We start from the raw sequence: 18,726 nt of genomic DNA on the forward strand, positions 1-18,726 counted from the left end.
CCATGTCGCGTCCTGATATTCCTGTCACGATATCTGGTGACGCCAAGGGGTTTGAATCTGCGCTTGCCCGCATTCGGGCTTTGTCGAAGTCGTCAGCGACCGATGTGGTCGCCTCGTTCAATCGCATCAAGGGAATGATTGGCGGCGCTGCGGGACTGGCCACAAGCATCATCTCGGCATCTACGGTTGCTGTGGTTAAGGATGCTGCTAGTGCGATAGCGGCAGTAGGCGAAGAAGCCCGCCGTGCTGGCGTAGGGATCGAGGCCTTTCAGGAACTCAAGTTCGTGGCAGAGCAGAACCGTGTCGCCGTCGATGGTCTGACGGATGGTCTCAAGGAACTTAACCTGCGCGCCGATGAGTTTATCGAGACGGGAGGCGGCTCAGCGTCTGAGGCCTTCCGGCGCCTCGGCTATAATGCGGAAAAGCTGAAGGACAAGCTGAAGGACCCATCGGCTCTGTTTACCGAGATCATCGGGAAGCTGCAGGACTTCGACAAGGCGGCGCAGATCCGCATCTTAGATGAAGTGTTCGGCGGCGCCGGCGGCGAGCAATTTCTTCAGTTGATCCGGCTGGGCGAGGAAGGCATTCGCGACCAGATCAAGGCAGCTCATGACCTCGGCCTGGTGATGGATAAAGAGCTGGTCGCGCGGGCCGAGGAGATTGATCGGCAATTCAATCTGATTGCGACTACCGTGGGTACGAACCTGAAGGCTGCGATCGTTGACGCGGCTGGCGCCTTCATGAGCTTCACAGATTCCTTCCGAGCGTACGAGCAGCAGCAAACCGGCAGTCTGCTTTATCGCCAGTCCATGCTGAAACAGGCGCGCGAGAAGGCGTTAAGCACCAAGGGGGAGGCTGAAGGCTTCCGCGCGTTCTTTGGCCGAGACACAGCCTCGGAAATCTCCCGGATCGACAAGGAGATGAACGAGATCCAGAGCCTTCTGGACAAGCGGGCTGGGATCAACGACAGCGTTGAAAAGCAGGCCGCTCCTAAGGGCGGTCGCATCCAGTCCGCGCAGGACATCTTGCGAGGCGAGTTTGCTCAGCAACGCATCGAAGACGCGTTTTCCAAGGCGGGTTCGGGAGGCGCAAAAGCCAAGGGCGGCGGTCGCTCCAAAGCGGCCAGCGAAGCCGAGAAGGAAAAGAAAGCGATCGACGACGTCATTCAGTCCTTGCGTGACGAGCTTGCCGTGATGGGGCTGACGGATATCGAGCGCGAGCGGACGATCGCGCTGCGCGAAGCCGGCGTTACCTTCGCCTCGAAAGAGGGGCAGGAAATCTCCAAGCTGATCGACAAGAAGTATCAGCAGATGGCGGCCGAGGAAGAACTGATCAGCAGCCAGGAGCGGATGCGCGATGCAGCGCAGCGCATGGGTGACACGCTCGACGATCAGCTGATGAGGATCATCGACGGGACCTTCGATGCGAAGGACGCAATTGCGGCATTACTCACAGAGCTGATCAACGTGCAGACCAACGGCAAGGGGCTCTTCGGCTCGCTGTTCGAGGCGTTCTCAGGCGGATTTGGCGGCGGCAACAAGGGGCTTTTCTCTCCGAGTTTCGTGCCGAACACGACACTTGGCGCTTTCCTGACCGGTGGCGCACGCGCCGGCGGCGGCGATGTCTCGCCCGGTCGGATTTATCGCGTCAACGAATATGAGGACGAATTCATGGTTCCGACGAACCACGGCCGCATTATCGCGCCGAGCAAGCTTCCGGGTTCCGCCTCGGGCGAAACGGGCAATGGCGGCCCGTCGGTCGTTCAGATTGAACTCAGCCAGGACCTGGTCGCCAAGATCCTCGACCAGGCCAGCGGCCAGACGGTGCAGCTCATCAGGCGGAACGAGGCGGCGCGGGCAAACGTCCGCCAAAACGGCGGGGAGTACTGATGCCGGATCTGATCGCGCTTCCGGGTGTCATCTATGGCCCGTCGATCTCGTTCGACCCGATCCGCACCCGTAGCACTTCGCGCATGCTCGGCCGGCGGACTGAGACGATGTTGCGCGGAACGCCCTATTGGGTGGCGACCTATGCAGCATCCAAGCTGACGACGGACGAGGTCTCGCTGTTCGACGCCTTCAATATGCTTGCCAGCGATGGCGGGGTGTTTGCGGGCTATGATCCGCACAGGCCTCGGCCGATCGCCTACGCCGGCGCACCGCTCGCTGGCGTGAAGGCAGGCGGCGGTGCCTTCAATGGCGACGCTGTGCTGCAAGCGATCACGAACCCGAAGACGATCGTCGTCAACGGTCTGCCGGCCGGCTTTACGCTCTCGGTCGGCGACTATGTCGAGGTCCGCAAATCGCCCCTGGTTCGTTCGCTGCATCGCATCACGGCGCCGGCGACCGCGAATGGCGTCGGCGTCGTCACCTTGTCGATCCGCTTCGCGCTCGACACCCAGACCTTTGCCGCGGGCAATACGGTCCATTTCGAGAAGTCGGCCTGCATTATGGAGATGGACGAAGGCAGCTTCAGCCTTCCGAAGTCCTGGCCGGTTTCCAATGTCCAGTTCACGGCCACGGAGCTGTTTTTCTCATGAGCGTGCTTTCTCCTGAGGTCGAAGCGATTGTCGAGAGCGGCGAATTTGTTGGCCTTGACCTGATCCGTTTCGATCTGCCTGGCAAGACCGTCGGCTATCACCGTGGCGGGCGACCGTTCACCTATAACGGCCTGAAGTACTTGCCGAACAGATTCCTGCAGGGCGGCGACATCAACAGTGGCGTCGGCGTAGCGGTGACGACGCGGACGATCGTGTTTTCGAACATCCCGGTCGACGATCCCGATGACGCGGTCGCCAAGATCGAGCAGTACGACTACCCGAACGCGCCGGTCATCATCACCCATCTCGCCGGCGTGCCAGACACCAACGAGGTGGTCGGCATCCTCGTGTCGAACATCTATGAGATCGACCGCGTCAGCTTCAATGATGACGCGCTCGATGCCAATGGCTCTGGCATGCTGACGCTGACGATCGAGTTGCAGCCGCCCGGCCGCTCGGCCCGGGGGCAAACGCTGATCAAGCGCAGCACCGCGGAGCAGCAGTTCGACAATGACGAGACCGATACCGGCCTCGAATATGTCGCGACGATCGGCACGGTTCCCGAGGAATGGGGACAGGTTTCGAGATAGCCATGGAGCGTTTTCGTATCGGATCAGCCACGCTCGAGCGTGAGCTGTCGACCCCCTATGCCTATGGCCCAGCCGATTGCTTTCATCTCGGTTGCGCCATGGCGGACGCGCTGCACGGCACCTCGCTGGTCGACAAATATCGCGGCGCCTATCGCACCTTGAAAGGCGCGCACATTGCGCTGCGCCGGCGCGGGTTTTCGAGCCTCGTCGATTTCTGGTCGGCCGAGCTGGGACAGGAGCCGGATGGCGCCGCCTCGGCGCGCTATTTCGACCTGGTCATTCTCCGGCTCGCCGATGGCGCCGAACATGTCGGCGTCTGCCTCGGCAACCGCTTCATTACCAAAACCGAGAGGGGCCGTAGCGATCACGGCCTTTCCGACGTCATTGCGACCTTCCATCTCGGATAACTCTCTCCATGGCTATCTTTTCCGGTCTGGGCGCGCTGATCTCCGGCGCGCTCTTCGGCGGCTCGTTGCTTGCCGCCAAGCTCATCGGGGGTGCGCTGGCATTCGGCGCACAGATCGGGCTGGGCAAGCTCACCAACAAGCAGAAGAAGCAGAAGTTCACGGCCGTCCAGGGCGAAGTGCAGATGGGCGGAGACGTGCCTGTCGACGCGCTGCTCGGTACCGGCAAGACGCGCGGGCAGCGCGCCTATTACGCCAAGTGGGGCAAGGGCAACAAAGTCAACGCCGACGTCTTCATCCTGGCGAACGGCTGGTGCGACGGCCTCGAAAACTACTGCTACTTCTATGGCGAGAAAAAAAACCTGGTCGCGCGGCCGATCATCGGTGGCGAGGTCGCGCATTTCGGCGTTGACGGTTTTGGCGACCTCGTCTCGATCCGCTTCTATGACGGCCGCCCTGGCCAGCCCGTCGACCAGAAGCTGGTCAACGATACGGCAGGCCTCGGCAAGGTCTGGAAGGCGACCAGCCGGCTGAGTGGTCTCGCCTATGTCGTTGTCGAGCGCCGCTATGACAGCTCGAAATTCGACAAGGGTCGCCCGGAATTCGAGTGGGTGCTGCGCGGCCTTCGCGAGTACGATCCGACGAAGGACTCGACGGTCGCCGGCGGCAACGGCCCGCAGCGGCTCAACGATCCCTCGACTTGGACGCATACGCTGAACCCGGCCATCCACCGGCTCAACTATCAGCTCGGCCTCAGGGGCTTGCGCTCGGGCCGCACGCTGATCGGTGAAGGCAAGTCGCTCGGCCAGCTGGACTTGTCGTCCTACTTCGTCGCGATCAACTATTGCCGCACGTTGCGCAAGGGCAAGCCGATCTACCAGTGCTCGCTCTGGGTCAATTCCGAGACCGATCACACCGAGGCGCTCTCGGCCTTTGACGATGCCATGGCCGGCTACGGTCTGAACCGTCGTGGCCTCTCGGGCGTTGTCGTCGGTGCCCCCCAGATCCCGGTGCTTGAAATCACCGAGAAGGATATCCCGGCAGATCGGCCGAAGCCGCGCCAGCCGCGCAAATCGGCCTTCGATCTGATCAATCACCTCTCCGGCCAGTTCACTTCGCCGGCGGCGATGTGGAACCCCGAAAGCCTGAAGCCGATCGTCGTCAATGCCGACGTCGCGGCCGACAAGCGCGCGCGCCAGACGTCGATCGACTTCCTGCAGGTGTCGGACGCCGATATCGCGCAGTACCTGTTGAACGTGCGCTATCGCCAGAACCGCAGAGGCGGCACGGCGACGGTACCCGTGAGCCGTCGCGTCGGCCTGAAGGCGATGGAGGGGGAGTGGGTTAGCTATCTCGGCAAGGTCTGGATGATCTCCGAATGGCGCTGCGATGAGGATCTGCGCTTCACCTTCGTGCTTTCCGAGGCGGGCGCCGACATCTATGACGATGCGGATATCGTGCCAGGCCCGATCGTCATCCCGCCCATTCCGCCGATCAATCCATCGCTGCTGTTCACGGTGCAGAACTTCGACGTGTTTGCCGGCATGATCCAAGGCGGGAACGGTTTCGACGTGCCGGCGCTTGAATTCGTTTGGACCCCTCCGGACGATCCGACGATCACGGATGTTCTCTTCGTCTATCGCGTCGACGGCACTCTCGAAGACTTCACCGACCAGTGCGCCGAGCCCGAGAGCGGGCGGCACCGTACAACAAAGAACGTGCTATCCGACAAGATCTACGCCGGCCGGGCGACGATCAAGACGAACCCTGACCGGCTGCGCACCTTCACCCCGTGGCGCACCACGGCGGGCAGGACCGGCATGCTCAATGTCCAGGTCGGTCTCGGACAGGTGCGCGATGATGTTCTCGATCGGTTCAAAGATATCCAGAAAGAACTCTCAGATTCGATCGAGCGGATGGACGAGCGGTTGCTTGAGTTTTCCTTGGCGAACGCGATCGGCCAGCGCCAGCGGCTGACGCTGCGGGCCGAGCTTGGGAACGCGCTCGCTCAGATCGTCGAGGAGCGCCGCGTGAGGGTCTCGGGCGACGAAGCGCTGGCGCAGTCCATTCTGGTCATGCAAGCGAGCCTCAACACCACAAATGCTCGCCTGTCTCAGGAAGAGACTACCCGCGCGACCGAGACGAGCGCGCTCACTCAGAGCACGCTCACAATCAGCGCCGAACTCAAAGACCGTTTCGCGGGCGGTATGGTCAAGTTCAGCGCGGCGGCGGATCAGTCGGGCGTCAATGTCCGCTACGCAATGGTGGCCCGAGCCAACATTGGCGACGCCTACAAGGAGGTCGGCCAGTATCTCGAAATTTATACGGTCAACGGCGTTCTCAAGTCGCGCTCCGCGACGATCACCGATCAGTGGGTGGTCTCGGATGGCACGACGCGGAACTACCCGATGGTCTACGAGGGCGGCGTGCTCAAACTCAACATCGCCGATATTGGCACGGTCTATGCCGGCACCATGAGCCTCGGTGGTGGCAAGGTGATTGTGAACGCTAACGGCTTTGAGGTCTGGCACTGATGGCTAGAACTTTCTCCGGCATCGACGCCACCGGCTATGCCTGCATCAAGATCACAAAGAGTGATGCGGACGATCCACGCACCACGCCCGACAACCAGCGCTGGAAATTCCTCTACAACAGCAAGTTTTCGATCCAGGCGAACCTTGCCGATATGGAGCTTTGCAACGTCATCTCCCGCCCTGGTTTGAACGACAGCGCGGCCTATTACTACCATCCGGCCGGCGCCAATGCGGGCAACTATGAGAAGTGCGAGGGCTCCGGTGGCGGCAGCAGCGACTGGCACTATCGCAACTCGGCGTTTCCGACGCTGCGCTACAACGTGCCGCTGTTTGATGTGAAGGTGAAAAAGGGGGGTGGCAGCAACCGCTACAATCAGCAAATGGTCGCCTGGACGGACAGTGGTTCGTACTATCGCGGCCAGGGCGGTTTCTACGCTGTCGGAAATTACCAGCAAATCGGCTGGGTGCAGGGTTTCACCGGTGCGGTCAGCCAGTACGGCTCGATGGCCTTTGGTACCGTGGTGAAAATCACCCGGTTTGACGGCATCGACGCCTTCAACAAGTTCCGATCACGGGACAAGCGGATCGTCGTCTGGAACCTGCCTGGCAACAGCGACCCGGTCGACGAAGCGCCGCTACTGGCTCCGAACGGCAGCAAGGTGATCAAGATCGCCCCCGATCTTATGAAGGCGGCGAAGCCTGGCTACAATGTCGACACGGCAACAATTCGCCAGCTCGCATTCGACAACAGCCGATTGCCGGTGAAGGTGATCAAGGCGGCCGACATCGCGCTTCCGGCCGGCGTCAGCTTCTTCGAGACGGGCATCCAGCTTCCCGACATGATCGCGCTCGATGTCCACTTCTATTCCGGCGCGGTGATCCACTATCCGTCGTCGCCCGTCGATCTCGACTTTGGCGCGGAATACTGGTTCGACGGCAGCAAGATCTATTTCGATGCCACCCAAGCGATGCGCGCTCGTTTCATGCTCTACCTTGAGGACAACAGCGCGCCGACGGGCGGATCGTTCAAGGTGTTCCGGCTGTTCGAAGAAAACGGAGTGAAGGTCACGCAATTCCTGCGTCCCGGTGCGGCCAACCCTCCCTCCTGGCCTGACATCATCATCGACAGCCGGTGGCCTCAGGTGCAGATCCTGGCCGAAGGCTATTTCAATGTGGCGGCTGGCAACGACGTGATCGTGGACGTTCCGTTCGACGGAACCGGTATGTTCCCGATGGTCAAGTACATCACCACGCATGGTCCGGGCGGCAACCAGTCGCTGGGTTTCACTGTGTTCGGAGATTGGCAGGCAATCTATCGGTTGCCGTTCGTGAAGCGGCTTAAATACATCTACAGCGGCCAAGCGCATGCCGGCGAAAGCACCTATTGCGAGCTGACCGCGAACAATGCCCGGTTCCATACCTTCAGGGGCAACGTCGGCGACTATTACAACCGAGGCGACAGCCCCGGAAACTGGCGCACTGAGGGCGCCTATCCGCCCATCGGCATCCGTTACTTTATCTTCGGCATCCCTGCTTAGGAGCAGCCATGACCATCCCACACACCAGCGGCACTATAACCCTCACGCAGAACTCGGCCGCGATCGTCGGCACGTTGACCGGCTGGCAAACGGCCGGCATCGAGGGCGGCATCATCTACCCCGAAGTATCGGGCGGAAATCCGCTGCCGTTGCTGTCCGTGACCAGCGAAGTCGCCGCGACCGCTGCCGTGAAATGGAAAGGTGCGAGCGGCACTTATCCCTATGCCCTCGTCAAGGACACGGCCTATCTCAAAACGGTCGATGCCATTCACACCAAGCTGCTTGACGTCGTCACCGACCTGGACACGCCGTCAATCGGAGCCCTTGCCGCGATCGCATCGCAGCTCTCCGCCGGCATGGTGCCGCGCGGGCTCAGCGCGAACACCATGGAGTGGATCGTGGTGAGCGACTGGATAAAATTCCTCTTGAACGATACCGATGCTGCAATGGCGCGCGCGACTTTGGGTGCGCAGGCCGCGCTCGGCTTCACGCCAGTGCAGCAAGGCGGAGGCGTCGGCCAGGGAAGCAACAAGCTCTTCCTTGGCTGGAACAACAGCGCCTTGAAGGCGACGGTCGACAGCTTCGATCTCGGCAAGGTCTGGACCGACAGCGCTGTCCTTTGGAGTGCGGCTACCTCCGGTTACTACAAGCTCCCGAATGGTTTCATGCTTCAATGGGGATACGATCCCACCGGATCAGGCGACTTCCGAAAGATCTTCCCTGTCGCCTTTCCGGTCACCTGCTTCACCGCCGTGGCAACCATGGCCTCCTCCGATTTGCCGTCAACAACGGCCGTGACGGTATCAACGAGCAACGTCGACAAGTTCGGCTTCGACATCCGGGCAAGAGCAGTGAACAACGGCGGATCGGTCGGCGGCGCCGGCCAGGGCGCACTTTGGCTGGCAGTGGGGTACTAAAACGATGACGAAGTTTGCAGTTTTTGAGGCCGGTTTTCCGGTAGCGTTCTATAGCGAGGATGTGCACGGCACCAAGATGCGGCCAGTCTACGGCGAGCCAGATGCCGATACCCACGAAGTCGAGATTGTGGGCGAGGAGCCGAACCCGGATTGCCTGATCCCGATCGAAGCGGTCGAAATTGCCGATCAGCAATGGATCGAGTTCGTCGCCAATCCCGGTCGGCGCAAGTGGGACGGCGGCGTTGTCGTTCCCTACGAACCGCCGGCGCCGCCCGTCACTCAGGCGGACTACTCGGCTGCCATCCAAGCCCACCTCGACGCCAAGGCGCGAGAAAGGCAGTACGATGGCATACACACCGCAATCGGCTACCGCGACGACCCAAACGAGGCCTTTGCGGCCGAAGCGTTAGCGCTCTTCAATTGGCGATCGGCAGTATGGACGTTCTCCTCGGCCGAGCTGGCGAAGGTCATGGCCGGCGAGCGGCCGCAGCCGACCGTCGCCGAGTTCGTCATCGAGCTGGAAGCGGCCTGCCCGTTCGTCTGGCCGATGGAACGGGCGGCGATGCTCGGAGGGCAGTTGGCCGTTTGAACGACGCGTATTTTACCATTCGGGTAGGCCCATCGCGCCGCCAATTGCTTTCAAGGCCGTTTGGCCAAGCGCAACTGCGCCCTGAGAAGCCCCATCCGACGTTGTGGTTTTGAGCCAGGTTGCCAATTTGCTGCCGATACTTTGGGTGGGATCAAGGGGGTCTGGCTTGCTGAGCACGGCCCATGACTTTGCGTTCAGGGCAAGAAAGCCGTTGCGATCGCGGGCATCCAGATACCCGTTGCGCACCAGATAGATCACCGTTTCGTCGAAAAGCTCGGCGGTCGCGTCATCGGGCTCTTGGTCGTGAAATACGCTGCTCGGATCCCATGCGATGTCCTTGGGATGCACTGTGTAAATCTCGCCAAGAATACGGATAACCATCTCTTGAAATGCGACGATGTTTGCAGGCTCGGCCAATTTGGTTTCCTCCTGTTCCAGTGCCGAAGCCTTAATAGCCGCTCTCGTCTAAGTTGAATAGCTCAAGCCTCAGATTGCTCGCGTCACCACCTGGGTCACGACCGATGCCAGCAAGGCCGCCAGCGCGACGGCCGTTCCAAATCGCGCAATCTTCATCCGGCGCCCGCGAGCGCCATTCCAATCATAGCCCATCATGTTCCCCCAGTCGGCATCATGCCGTGCCTGGATGGTGGCCTGTTTTCCTAACGAAGAGGTATATCCCGATGAACAGAATGACGTTCCTCGCCTATGCGAGGCGCGCGCCTTTTGGCGGCCGCCTGAAACAGACCCAGATCGACGGCCTCAACGCCATCCTCGACGAGTGGGACCGGCGCCAGACAATCGGCAAGGTGATCGACAATCGTTTCCTTGCCTACATGCTCGCGACCACGTTCCTCGAAACCGGTGGCGAAATGCAGCCGGTGACCGAGAACCTCAACTATTCGGCCGAGCGCCTCACGCAGGTTTGGCCGACGCGTTTCCCGGATCTCGCCAGCGCCAAGCCCTTCGCCCGCAATCCGCGTAAGCTGGCGAACAAGGTGTATGGCGGCCGGATGGGCAACTCGGCGCCCGACGATGGCTGGCGGTATCGCGGCCGCGGTCTGCCGCAGATCACCGGCAAGTCGAACTATTCGAAGTTCGGGCTGGTCGACACGCCGGAGAAAGCTGGGGAGATGGCGACGGCCGTCCGCATCCTCTTTGACGGCATGATCGACGGTCTCTTCACCGGCAAGAAGCTCGCGGACTATTTCAACCAGGTCGACAACGATCCGGTTGGCGCTCGAGTGATCATTAACGGCACCAACAAGGCGAAGCTGATCGCCGGCTATTACCAGAACTTCCTCGACGCGCTCGAAGCGTCGCGCGCGCCGGCCGAACTGCCGGACGTGAAGCCGGAAGCGGCCAAGGCCGACGACGTGCCGGCGGGGCAGAGTGGAACGGCCATAACCACCGTCGGCGGGCTGTTCGGCGGTGCGGGTCTTTCGGCAGTTCTCGGCGTCAATAATCCCTACGCCGCTGGCATCGCCACGCTGCTGATCGTCATTGGCTCGATCGCAGCCTTTATGTTCTTCACCGGCCGCTGGTCGGTGAACCGCTCGCCGGCCCGCTGAGATGTGGCCGCGTATCATCATCGGCGGGCTCGTGTTCGCCGGTCTCCTCTGGCTGGTCGCCGAGATCCGCGAGGATGGCGCCCGGTCTGTCACCACCAAGATTGAAAGGCAGAATAATGCGAGCGGTGATGCAGCGAGCAATGCTCGCAGCGATTTTGACCTATGCCTCGATCGGGGCGGCGTGTGGGACTACGGCGCCGGCAAGTGTCAACGGTCTCAGGCGGGTGGTCGGCACTGATCTGATCGGCGCGCGAGGGGCGACGCCGGAGGATCAACGGAAGATAGACCGGACTGCCGTGGGCATCTGCGCCGCGGCGATCTGGACAAAGGCGGAATGCGAGCGACACGGGGAAAAGCGCTGAGATGCAGGAAAAGTACACGTCACTTATCGAGCTGCTGAATGCCTGGTTTGGCGGCGCGGCGACCACCCTTATCGCAGTCTTCGCCGGTCGCCTCATGTGGCACACGAACGAGGTGCGGAAGATGCGACGGAAATTCTTCGGCAAGGAACTGCTTTGGGAAATGCCGATTGCGGTCGGCATGGCCTTCATCGGGGAGGGGCTGGCGACTTGGCTCGCTCTCGGACAACCAATGGCAACCGGCATGATCGCCGCGCTTGCCTATCTCGGGCCGCGTGGATCAGAGGTGCTGTTCATGCGGTGGTTTGGTGCGAGTTTAGAGAAGGGGAGCTAACGTTGGCCGCAGCGTTTGGTGCACTTACGAACGCTATCGACGCGTGAATGATATGGGGACCGCCACTCAAAGTTACCGTTCAGCCCCTTGAATGGTTTTCATTCGTCATGTGGACTGTGCGAAACAACTAGGGGCTGATTCTATGTCGATTGTCGAGACCGTAAAGCTTAATCCTCCATCGGAGCCCGACACCGCCCCTCTAGCGGCGGCCTTTGCCAAAGAATTAAAGAAACCTCAAAACATAGATATCAGCTTCTTCTCGCACAGAACGAGAAAGTCTACGAGCCTAGTAGGAAATCAATCAGAAGAAAATTACGTCAAAGCGCGGCGAGATTGGTTGGATTTCGATTTCAAAGATATTGTGTATGTAACATCCATCAGGGTGTACGCATCTGGATATGAAAACTACCATGAAATGGAATTCAGCTTTAGGCCATACCTTGCTGACGAAGATTTGAAATTTACATCAAGATTTGCATCCGATCATTTCTTGTTCGAACCCAAGGATTTCATGAAGGGGTTCGGTTTGAGGCCGTCAGATCCTTTGTGGAAGAATGCAAAAATTACAAGAATATTAGTTTCAGGTGTTGAAAAGGGATACATCGCTGATATCGCCCGATACGTTGACAATGTAGAGAGAGAAAAGACGAAAATCGAAGATGGTCTCTCTCTGTACCTTTCTCGTGCCAAAGAATCTTACGTCGAAATTGAGGTGAATGAAGCAAAGATAGAGGAATTAGACGGGGTCGTTGATCAGAAAGAGGAACTGGTAACCGAACTCAACGGGCAAATTGAGGAGGCTACTCAGCGCCATCAGAAGATCCAAAAGGATACAGAAATCGCTTCCTCTGTGTATAAAGAGCAGTCCAGTCGATTGGATGACCTCCGCCAGTCGATCGAGAGAACTGTTGAAGAAAGAAGAGAGGCTAATGCACAGCTTTCAAAGCTTCAGGCTCAATTGCAGGAGCTTAAAGCCAACATAAACCTTTTCCCGACAGAGTTGTCTGGCTACGTCAGCCAAGGCACGCGGAACATTCGGTTGTATGCGGCTCTTTGCGTCGTGCCGTTGGCAATCATTGCGGCGGTGACCTTCCGTCTGTTTTCCAACGCTGAAAACCTCCTTGATGCCATTCACAACTTGGGCAACCTGAGCATTTTTGAGTTCTTGATATCGAGAATTCCGTACGTAGCGGTCTCGGCTGCAGTTCTTGGTGTGTGCTATTCGCTCCTAAGATCTTTGGTGTCAGAGATCGTGGCCATCAATCGGAGACGACAGGAGCTATTCAAGGTCAGCATCATCGCGACTGATGTCTCCTACGCTTCGCAGGACGGGATGGAACTTTCGGATGAGCAGCGCTACGACTTAAGAACTCAGACAAAAATGGAGCTCCTGAAGGAGCACTTGAAGTTAAGCGTGGGAGAAGACTACATCTATGCTCCCGGCAAGGTCTTCATGGAAAAGCTAAGTCGGCTCCCGAAAGCGAAAGAGCCTGAGACTGCGGACGAAACGGCAAGCGAGTAAGGCCGGTGTTCGTGGCGGCAGCACCTTGCTCGTGTCGCGCTTGAAAAGTGCGCGTCAAAGCAGCAGTGGCTCTGGAGCATTCTCTACCGGCAGCACTGTCATAGCGTCATTCGGATAGGGGCGTTGCAATACCTTCGCTCGATCCCATTCGGCTGTCATCCACAGATCGATGTCAGCCTCGCTGGTCAGCAGCACCGGCATTGCCTTGTCATGGATCGGCTTGACCACCGCGTTCGCATCGCAGGTCAGGAAGCCGAACAGTTCATGTTCGCCGGCGCGCGGGTTCTTCTGCGAGCCGCGTTCGCCCTTCCAGGGTGTCCACACGCCGGCGAAGAAGGCGAGAGGCTTGTTGTGATCGATTACGAAATGACGCTCGGTCTTCTTCGATCCAGTGTCTTCCCATTCGATGAAGGTCGTCCAGGGAACCAGGCAGCGGTTCTGCACGCCGAGCCAGCGCCGCCAATGAGGAGAATCTGTCTTGCGGATGTTGGTGACGCCGCGGTCAGGCTTTCCCTTGGTGACGAAGGACGGAGATGGCATGCCCCAGGTGAGGTTTGCAATCTCGCGCTCGCGGTCAGGGGTGTTGCGAACCACCGGCGCGACCTTGTCCGGATACGCCTCCTGTGAAGGGCTCGCCCGGTTGGTGATATCCCGGGTCGCCTTCGAGCGGCGCCAGAGTTCGTCAAAGAGCACTTCGATCGTGTACTTATTGCACATGCGGACCTCTCAGGCGTTGCGATTGATCGCACCAAGTCTCAAACCGTTGCCGTCTCGATTGCCGCATTTGCCGCAGCGCAGATGCGGACGGAGATCGGCGATCGGGGCGTCGGCGCCATACTTGTTTGCCAGCTTCCAGCGGTCAAGCCAGTTGCTGTATCCGCACTTGCCGCATCTGGCGCCGATAATCTCCCATTCGGCCAAGTCCCGGAACCGGATATGGCCGATGCCTTCTTCGGGGTCGATCTGGCGGTGGTCGCGAACCAACTCGATGCCTCGGTGATGTTTCATTCGACCTTCTCAGGTATCGCGGCGCGGCACGGCTTCAATGGATCAGCCCTCGATCTTGCCGCCTTTCGCGACGAGCAGGATCCGGGCACCTTCGCGAAGAATGAGGCGGCGGCTGGCATACTGGGGAACCAGAGCGTCGAAGGCGGCGCGGGCAGCGTGAATGTTGTTGGCACCTGCAAGCGTACTTGTGCGTTTGCCGGCTTCGTCGGTCTCATCGATCGAGAGGTGGAACTTGTCGCCGAAGAAATTCAGCCTCTCGAACTCCGGCATGTCTTCGATCTGGTTCTCTCTGCCGACCTCGCAGACGAAGTTTCCGTCAACATTGCGCAGCCATGCGCGGATGCGGCGCCCGTCGAGAGTTCCGTTGGCCTGAAAGCAGATCTGCCAATCGCCTTTGAGGCAGACGAGTTTCAGATGCGAGGGGTAGGAGTGGTGTGCATAGAGGACGCGCGCCATCGCAGGCACCTGACCTTTCGAATTTGCCCGCTTGTTAAGGGATGGCGGCCGCCGCGGCGCCGGTGACGTGTTTACTGCTGCCGTGACGGCGGCCAGGTTTCTGGCCGGTGCTCGAAGCAAAACCAGTTAGACGGCCCCCTGCCGATCGAGAAACCCCATCCGCCCCATTTCGCGCAGGCTGGATGCTCGCAAAGATGCACCCATGGTCCTTCGGTCGACTTCTTGGCGCCAGGCTGCTCGTCACTCATGGCAGGCTCCGGAGCGTTCTCGCGGCGTAGGTCGCCTCACAAGCGGCGGCGGCTTGCGCTGCCGTCGACGCAGCACCATTGAGGCTGCAGAGCGTGGTGAGGGCAAGCTCCGTCGAATCGAGCGACATGAACCATAGCCAGAAGTTGCCGGTATGCGAACGCTCCACGCGGCCGATGTTTGTGCCGTGGTCGACGCCCCGGAGTACATTGCCGCCACTTTCCGGCCGCCAGCGATATCTGAGTGCAACATTGCTCATGCATCGACTTCCACTGAGCGCTCAAGGGCCGGACGCCAGCCGCGGGCAAAGCCGACGCTCATTGTCGCTCCGGCCAGCGCCAGTTGTTCGCGAAGATGCCTGCAGTCCTCGAGCAGCGTGCGGATGGTGGCATCCTTGTCGCCTTGGTGCCAGGCAAGAGCGGCGGCAAGCTCGTCGACCGAATGATCCCCGGTCTCGTCTTGCTTCTGGACGGCGGACATGGCTTCTCCTTCTCCGAACGTCGCCGGAGTGCTTCATTCTTCAGATGTCTGGTTGCCGGCGATAATCGCCTTCGAATGTTCCTATATTGTTCTCATGGCGAGCGAGAGTCAACGCCGAGAAATAGGGAGGCGGTCAGTGAAGGGGCGGTGCCTTGGGCTTCCGTATGATGACGCCGGCCGCCTCGTCAAACATCCGGCCCTTGGCGTCGAGCGCGAACCAATGGTTATGGGCCAGTTCGATTAGAGCGTCCGCGATCTCTTGTTCGGTCCAGCCAGCTGCGCCGGCGCTTTCAGCCACCGTCCTGAATGCGTTTTCGATCGCCATCTGACAATCTAGGTCACGATCAGGATAGGAGCCTTCCCGCTTCGGGGCTGCGAAGATCGGTTGCTTTGACATGACGGTCCTCCTGGCGGCAGCTTAGACGTTTTTGCTGTTTCGTGCGTTAATGCGGAATGGCTAAATCACTACGGAAGAAACCGTCTCCTGCGCCCCCGGCAGATCCGATACCTCGCCGTGTCGAGCCGTGCGTCGCAACGCTCGTCGATGTGCCGCCGAAGGGGGTGGATTGGGCCTTCGAGGTGAAGTGGGATGGTTATCGGCTCGCGGTCCATGTGGATGCTAGCGAGGCGAGGGCGATCACGCGGGGCGGCTATGACTGGACCAAGAAATTCCGGTCGATCGTCGACGAGGCGCGCGAGCTTGGTCATGTGTCAATGGTTATCGACGGCGAGGCCGTCGTTCTCGATGATCAGGGGCGATCAGATTTTGGGCTACTGCAGCGCGCCGTGGGCAAACGACCGAGTGCGCACGACGCGAACGAGATTATCTTCTACGCATTCGATCTTCTCTATCTCGACGGGCGCGACCTGCGAAATCTGCCGCTATCTGAGCGCCGTCGATTGCTTGAGCCGATCGTCGCCGGGCGTGAGAGAACGATACGCTTCTCCGAGGAGGTGCCGGCCGATGGGGAAGAGTTCTTCCGGGTCGCATGCGAGCTCGGGCTCGAGGGCATCATCGCCAAGCGGCGTGATAAGCCTTATCGATCTGGACGGCGACCCGAGTGGTTGAAGATCAAATGCGTGCGCCGCGATACGTTCGCCATCATCGGCTACGAACCTTCGACGGTGCCTGGCGCGATTGGTCGCCTATTGCTCGCGGCGAGACGGGGCGACGATCTCGTCTATGTCGGAGGGTGCGGCACGGGTTGGAGCCATCAGGAATCTGTAAAGCTTCGTGAGCTGCTCAACGCGATACCGAGCGACCGGCCGGCGGTGTCGCTGAGGCGGAAGGGCGCGGTTTTCGCGCGGCCGATCTTGGTCGCTGATGTCGAGTATCGAGCTTGGACGCAGGACGGGAAGCTTCGTCACCCCTCGTTCAAGGGCGTGCGGGAGATGGAAGGACCATCGGATGTCTACGAGATTACATCCGAACCTTGAGAACAAACCGGAACAGGCTGCACGGATTTTGCACGGTTCGCCTGTGCAATTCGGGTTTTGTTCCGTGCATTCGCGTCGTTTCGTGCAAGTCGCCCGAAGGGATATCTGAGCATAACGATCTGTTTTTGTTTGGGAAAACTGGTGCTGCTAGAGAGATTTGAACTCTCGGCCTCTCCCTTACCAAGGGAGTGCTCTACCCCTGAGCTATAGCAGCATCTGGCGGCCGGTTCGTGTCTCAGCCGCATCAAGCGAGGGGGCTATTGCCATAGCTCAGCGGCGAGTGCAAGCCGCAATTCGAAGTTTTTCGCGAAGAGCTGTGAGAAAAGTCACCGCTGCTTCCGAAGACCCTGGTTTTGCGCTATGGCATGGGCATGCAAACAGACGACGAAGAAGGCGGCAAAGCCGTGCCTCCGCCTGACGAACGGCAGGCGGATGGCAAGGTGCGCCAGAAAAAGATAAAGGATACGACCGAGGCGGACCTGAAAAAGGCGCGTCTTGCCAGGAACTTGCGCGACAACCTCACGCGCCGCAAGCAGCAGATGCGGGCGCGCCGATCTGGCGCTGCCGATGACGTCAGCGGTCTTCCTGCCGCAAAAACGGACGAATCCCAAGATTAGTACGGACAGGAAGCGGCATCGCCGCTTCGTTCTCAATTTGCCGGTGGCATCTCCATCGGCGTTCGATTGCACAGGTCCGTAAATCGGGACCGATCGCGGGGGAAAGCCGTGCAGCGACCTAAATGTTACAGCGCCAGGCGTCCGAAGGGATGCGCGGCGTTCAAGGCACTTCTAATTTCGCGGCGTCTCCACTAAAGAGGCGCCTTCAGACAACATCGGATTATTTTGGAAAGGCGGGCCAAGCCCGTTCGAGAGGCCTCATGGATCGCATCAGGATTGTAGGCGGCAACAAGCTCAACGGCGTCATCCCGATTTCGGGCGCCAAGAATGCGGCCCTGCCGCTGATGATTGCGTCGCTTCTGACCGACGACACGCTGACGCTCGAAAACGTGCCGCATCTGGCCGACGTCGAGCAGCTGATCCGTATCCTCGGCAACCATGGCGCGGATATCTCCGTCAACGGTCGCCGCGAGCGCCAGGGCGAGAGCTACGCCCGCACCATCCATTTCACCTGCCGCAACATCGTCGACACGACCGCCCCTTACGAGTTGGTCTCGAAGATGCGCGCGAGCTTCTGGGTTATCGGCCCGTTGCTTGCCCGTGAAGGCAAGGCGCGGGTATCGCTGCCGGGCGGTTGCGCCATCGGCACGCGTCCGGTAGATCTCTTCATCGAAGGCCTGCAGGCGCTTTCCGCCAACATCGAGATCGACAGCGGTTACGTCAACGCGACGGCGCCGGCTGGCGGCCTGATCGGCGCGCGCTACACCTTCCCGAAGGTGTCGGTCGGCGCCACCCATGTGCTGATGATGGCAGCGACGCTTGCCAACGGCACCACGGTGCTCGGCAACGCCGCGCGCGAGCCTGAAGTCGTCGACCTCGCCAACTGCCTGAACGCCATGGGCGCCAAGATTACCGGCCAGGGAACCTCGACGATCACCATCGAGGGCGTTCGCTCGCTCTCCGGCGCCCGTCACCGCGTTCTTCCCGATCGCATCGAGACCGGCACCTACGCCATGGCCGTTGCCATGACCGGTGGCGACGTCATCCTCGAAGACACCGACATGGCGCTGCTCGACACGGCGCTGGAAGCGATCCGCCGCGCTGGCGCCGAGATCACCGAGACCAACAGCGGCATCCGCGTCGTGCGCAACGGCGCCGGCATTAAGCCGGTCGATATCGTCACTGATCCCTTCCCGGGCTTCCCGACCGACCTGCAGGCGCAGTTCATGGGTCTGATGACCATGGCGAAGGGCACCTCGCACATCACCGAGACGATCTTCGAGAACCGCTTCATGCACGTGCAGGAACTCGCCCGTCTCGGCGCCAAGATCTCGCTTTCCGGCCAGACGGCGAAAATCGAGGGCGTCAGCCGCCTGAAGGGCGCGCCTGTCATGGCGACCGACCTTCGCGCCTCGGTCTCGCTCGTCATCGCCGGCCTTGCCGCCGAAGGCGAGACCATGGTCTCGCGCGTCTATCATCTCGACCGCGGCTTCGAGCGGCTCGAAGAGAAGCTTACCCGGTGCGGCGCGCACGTCGAGCGCGTCAGCGACTGATTTGAACGGTTGCGCCTGATACCGTTGCGGTTTCA

21 protein-coding genes, 1 tRNA gene and 1 pseudogene are annotated in these 18,726 nt (G+C 60.2%); 15 read left to right on the forward strand and 8 right to left on the reverse strand.

Annotation, left to right across the window (positions count from 1 at the left end):
* The first annotated feature begins 2 nt into the window (after window positions 1–2).
* From IB279_RS02925 to IB279_RS02960, 8 genes and pseudogenes are all read left to right on the forward strand, one after another.
* The gene (locus IB279_RS02925) at window positions 3–1,889 is read left to right on the forward strand and encodes a tail tape measure protein (protein WP_192339052.1); all 1,887 of its coding nucleotides are present in this window, start codon (window positions 3–5) and stop codon (window positions 1,887–1,889) included.
* Window positions 1,889–2,539, forward strand: coding sequence for a hypothetical protein (locus IB279_RS02930; protein ID WP_192339054.1), 651 nt, complete (start codon window positions 1,889–1,891; stop codon window positions 2,537–2,539). The genes IB279_RS02925 and IB279_RS02930 overlap by 1 nt, the downstream gene beginning before the upstream one ends.
* On the forward strand, window positions 2,536–3,129 hold the full coding sequence (locus IB279_RS02935; protein ID WP_192339056.1) for a DUF2163 domain-containing protein: 594 nt from the start codon (window positions 2,536–2,538) through the stop codon (window positions 3,127–3,129). Before IB279_RS02930 ends, IB279_RS02935 begins: the two co-directional genes overlap by 4 nt.
* Window positions 3,130–3,131: 2 nt before the next feature.
* Window positions 3,132–3,536 (forward strand): DUF6950 family protein, encoded by a 405-nt coding sequence (locus tag IB279_RS02940; protein WP_192339058.1) that lies wholly within the window; start codon window positions 3,132–3,134, stop codon window positions 3,534–3,536.
* An 8-nt stretch (window positions 3,537–3,544) separates the two neighbouring features.
* Entirely contained in the window at window positions 3,545–6,067 is a 2,523-nt protein-coding gene (locus IB279_RS02945) for a phage tail protein (protein ID WP_192339060.1), read from the forward strand.
* Window positions 6,067–7,605 carry a hypothetical protein gene (locus IB279_RS02950; protein WP_192339062.1) on the forward strand — a complete coding sequence of 513 codons (1,539 nt, stop codon included), beginning with the start codon at window positions 6,067–6,069 and terminating at the stop codon, window positions 7,603–7,605. The genes IB279_RS02945 and IB279_RS02950 overlap by 1 nt, the downstream gene beginning before the upstream one ends.
* Window positions 7,606–7,613: 8 nt before the next feature.
* On the forward strand, window positions 7,614–8,522 hold the full coding sequence (locus IB279_RS02955) for a hypothetical protein (protein WP_192339064.1): 909 nt from the start codon (window positions 7,614–7,616) through the stop codon (window positions 8,520–8,522).
* 280 nt (window positions 8,523–8,802) lie between these two features.
* Window positions 8,803–9,111, forward strand: a pseudogene (locus IB279_RS02960) (hypothetical protein); the annotation flags it as partial.
* A 12-nt stretch (window positions 9,112–9,123) separates the two neighbouring features.
* Here the strand turns inward: IB279_RS02960 and IB279_RS02965 are convergent.
* Complete coding sequence (locus tag IB279_RS02965) at window positions 9,124–9,528, reverse strand: hypothetical protein (protein ID WP_192339066.1); 405 nt, start codon at window positions 9,526–9,528, stop codon at window positions 9,124–9,126.
* Between the two features lie 263 nt (window positions 9,529–9,791).
* Here IB279_RS02965 and IB279_RS02970 point away from each other — a divergent pair, with 263 nt between their 5' ends.
* The 4 genes from IB279_RS02970 to IB279_RS02980 all read left to right on the forward strand — a co-directional run bounded on the left by IB279_RS02970 (window position 9,792) and on the right by IB279_RS02980 (window position 12,894).
* Entirely contained in the window at window positions 9,792–10,679 is an 888-nt protein-coding gene (locus IB279_RS02970; RefSeq protein ID WP_192339068.1) for a chitinase, read from the forward strand.
* Between the two features lie 128 nt (window positions 10,680–10,807).
* Window positions 10,808–11,041 carry a hypothetical protein gene (locus tag IB279_RS37065; protein WP_246801866.1) on the forward strand — a complete coding sequence of 78 codons (234 nt, stop codon included), beginning with the start codon at window positions 10,808–10,810 and terminating at the stop codon, window positions 11,039–11,041.
* Between the two features lies 1 nt (window position 11,042).
* A complete protein-coding gene (locus IB279_RS02975; RefSeq protein ID WP_192339070.1) occupies window positions 11,043–11,372 on the forward strand; it encodes a phage holin family protein in 330 nt (109 codons plus the stop codon).
* 142 nt (window positions 11,373–11,514) lie between these two features.
* Window positions 11,515–12,894 (forward strand): hypothetical protein, encoded by a 1,380-nt coding sequence (locus IB279_RS02980; protein ID WP_192339072.1) that lies wholly within the window; start codon window positions 11,515–11,517, stop codon window positions 12,892–12,894.
* 54 nt (window positions 12,895–12,948) lie between these two features.
* Here the strand turns inward: IB279_RS02980 and IB279_RS02985 are convergent, their stop codons facing one another.
* The 6 genes from IB279_RS02985 to IB279_RS03010 all read right to left on the reverse strand — a co-directional run bounded on the left by IB279_RS02985 (window position 12,949) and on the right by IB279_RS03010 (window position 15,409).
* Entirely contained in the window at window positions 12,949–13,611 is a 663-nt protein-coding gene (locus IB279_RS02985; protein WP_192339074.1) for an SOS response-associated peptidase, read from the reverse strand.
* A gap of 9 nt (window positions 13,612–13,620) precedes the next feature.
* Entirely contained in the window at window positions 13,621–13,902 is a 282-nt protein-coding gene (locus tag IB279_RS02990; RefSeq protein ID WP_246801847.1) for a hypothetical protein, read from the reverse strand.
* 42 nt (window positions 13,903–13,944) lie between these two features.
* Window positions 13,945–14,358 (reverse strand): hypothetical protein, encoded by a 414-nt coding sequence (locus IB279_RS02995; RefSeq protein ID WP_192339076.1) that lies wholly within the window; start codon window positions 14,356–14,358, stop codon window positions 13,945–13,947.
* A gap of 244 nt (window positions 14,359–14,602) precedes the next feature.
* Window positions 14,603–14,863: a hypothetical protein gene (locus IB279_RS03000; protein WP_192339078.1), complete on the reverse strand. Its 261-nt coding sequence runs from the start codon at window positions 14,861–14,863 to the stop codon at window positions 14,603–14,605.
* Window positions 14,860–15,084 (reverse strand): hypothetical protein, encoded by a 225-nt coding sequence (locus tag IB279_RS03005; protein ID WP_192339080.1) that lies wholly within the window; start codon window positions 15,082–15,084, stop codon window positions 14,860–14,862. The genes IB279_RS03000 and IB279_RS03005 overlap by 4 nt, the downstream gene beginning before the upstream one ends.
* Window positions 15,085–15,217: 133 nt before the next feature.
* Window positions 15,218–15,409: a hypothetical protein gene (locus IB279_RS03010; protein WP_192339082.1), complete on the reverse strand. Its 192-nt coding sequence runs from the start codon at window positions 15,407–15,409 to the stop codon at window positions 15,218–15,220.
* 128 nt (window positions 15,410–15,537) lie between these two features.
* On the opposite strand from IB279_RS03010, the gene ligD reads away from it, so the two are divergent.
* Window positions 15,538–16,521, forward strand: a complete 984-nt coding sequence (ligD, locus tag IB279_RS03015; protein WP_192339084.1) for a non-homologous end-joining DNA ligase — start codon at window positions 15,538–15,540, stop codon at window positions 16,519–16,521.
* A 139-nt stretch (window positions 16,522–16,660) separates the two neighbouring features.
* Here the strand turns inward: ligD and IB279_RS03020 are convergent.
* Window positions 16,661–16,735 (reverse strand) — tRNA-Thr (locus tag IB279_RS03020).
* A 151-nt stretch (window positions 16,736–16,886) separates the two neighbouring features.
* On the opposite strand from IB279_RS03020, the gene IB279_RS03025 reads away from it, so the two are divergent.
* On the forward strand, window positions 16,887–17,138 hold the full coding sequence (locus IB279_RS03025; protein ID WP_113187623.1) for a hypothetical protein: 252 nt from the start codon (window positions 16,887–16,889) through the stop codon (window positions 17,136–17,138).
* A 260-nt stretch (window positions 17,139–17,398) separates the two neighbouring features.
* Window positions 17,399–18,691 (forward strand): UDP-N-acetylglucosamine 1-carboxyvinyltransferase, encoded by a 1,293-nt coding sequence (gene murA, locus IB279_RS03030; RefSeq protein WP_060522281.1) that lies wholly within the window; start codon window positions 17,399–17,401, stop codon window positions 18,689–18,691.
* Window positions 18,692–18,726: the final 35 nt, after the last annotated feature.

The sequence above is a fragment of the Ensifer sp. ENS06 genome (assembly GCF_014852205.1).
Classification (GTDB): domain Bacteria; phylum Pseudomonadota; class Alphaproteobacteria; order Rhizobiales; family Rhizobiaceae; genus Ensifer; species Ensifer adhaerens.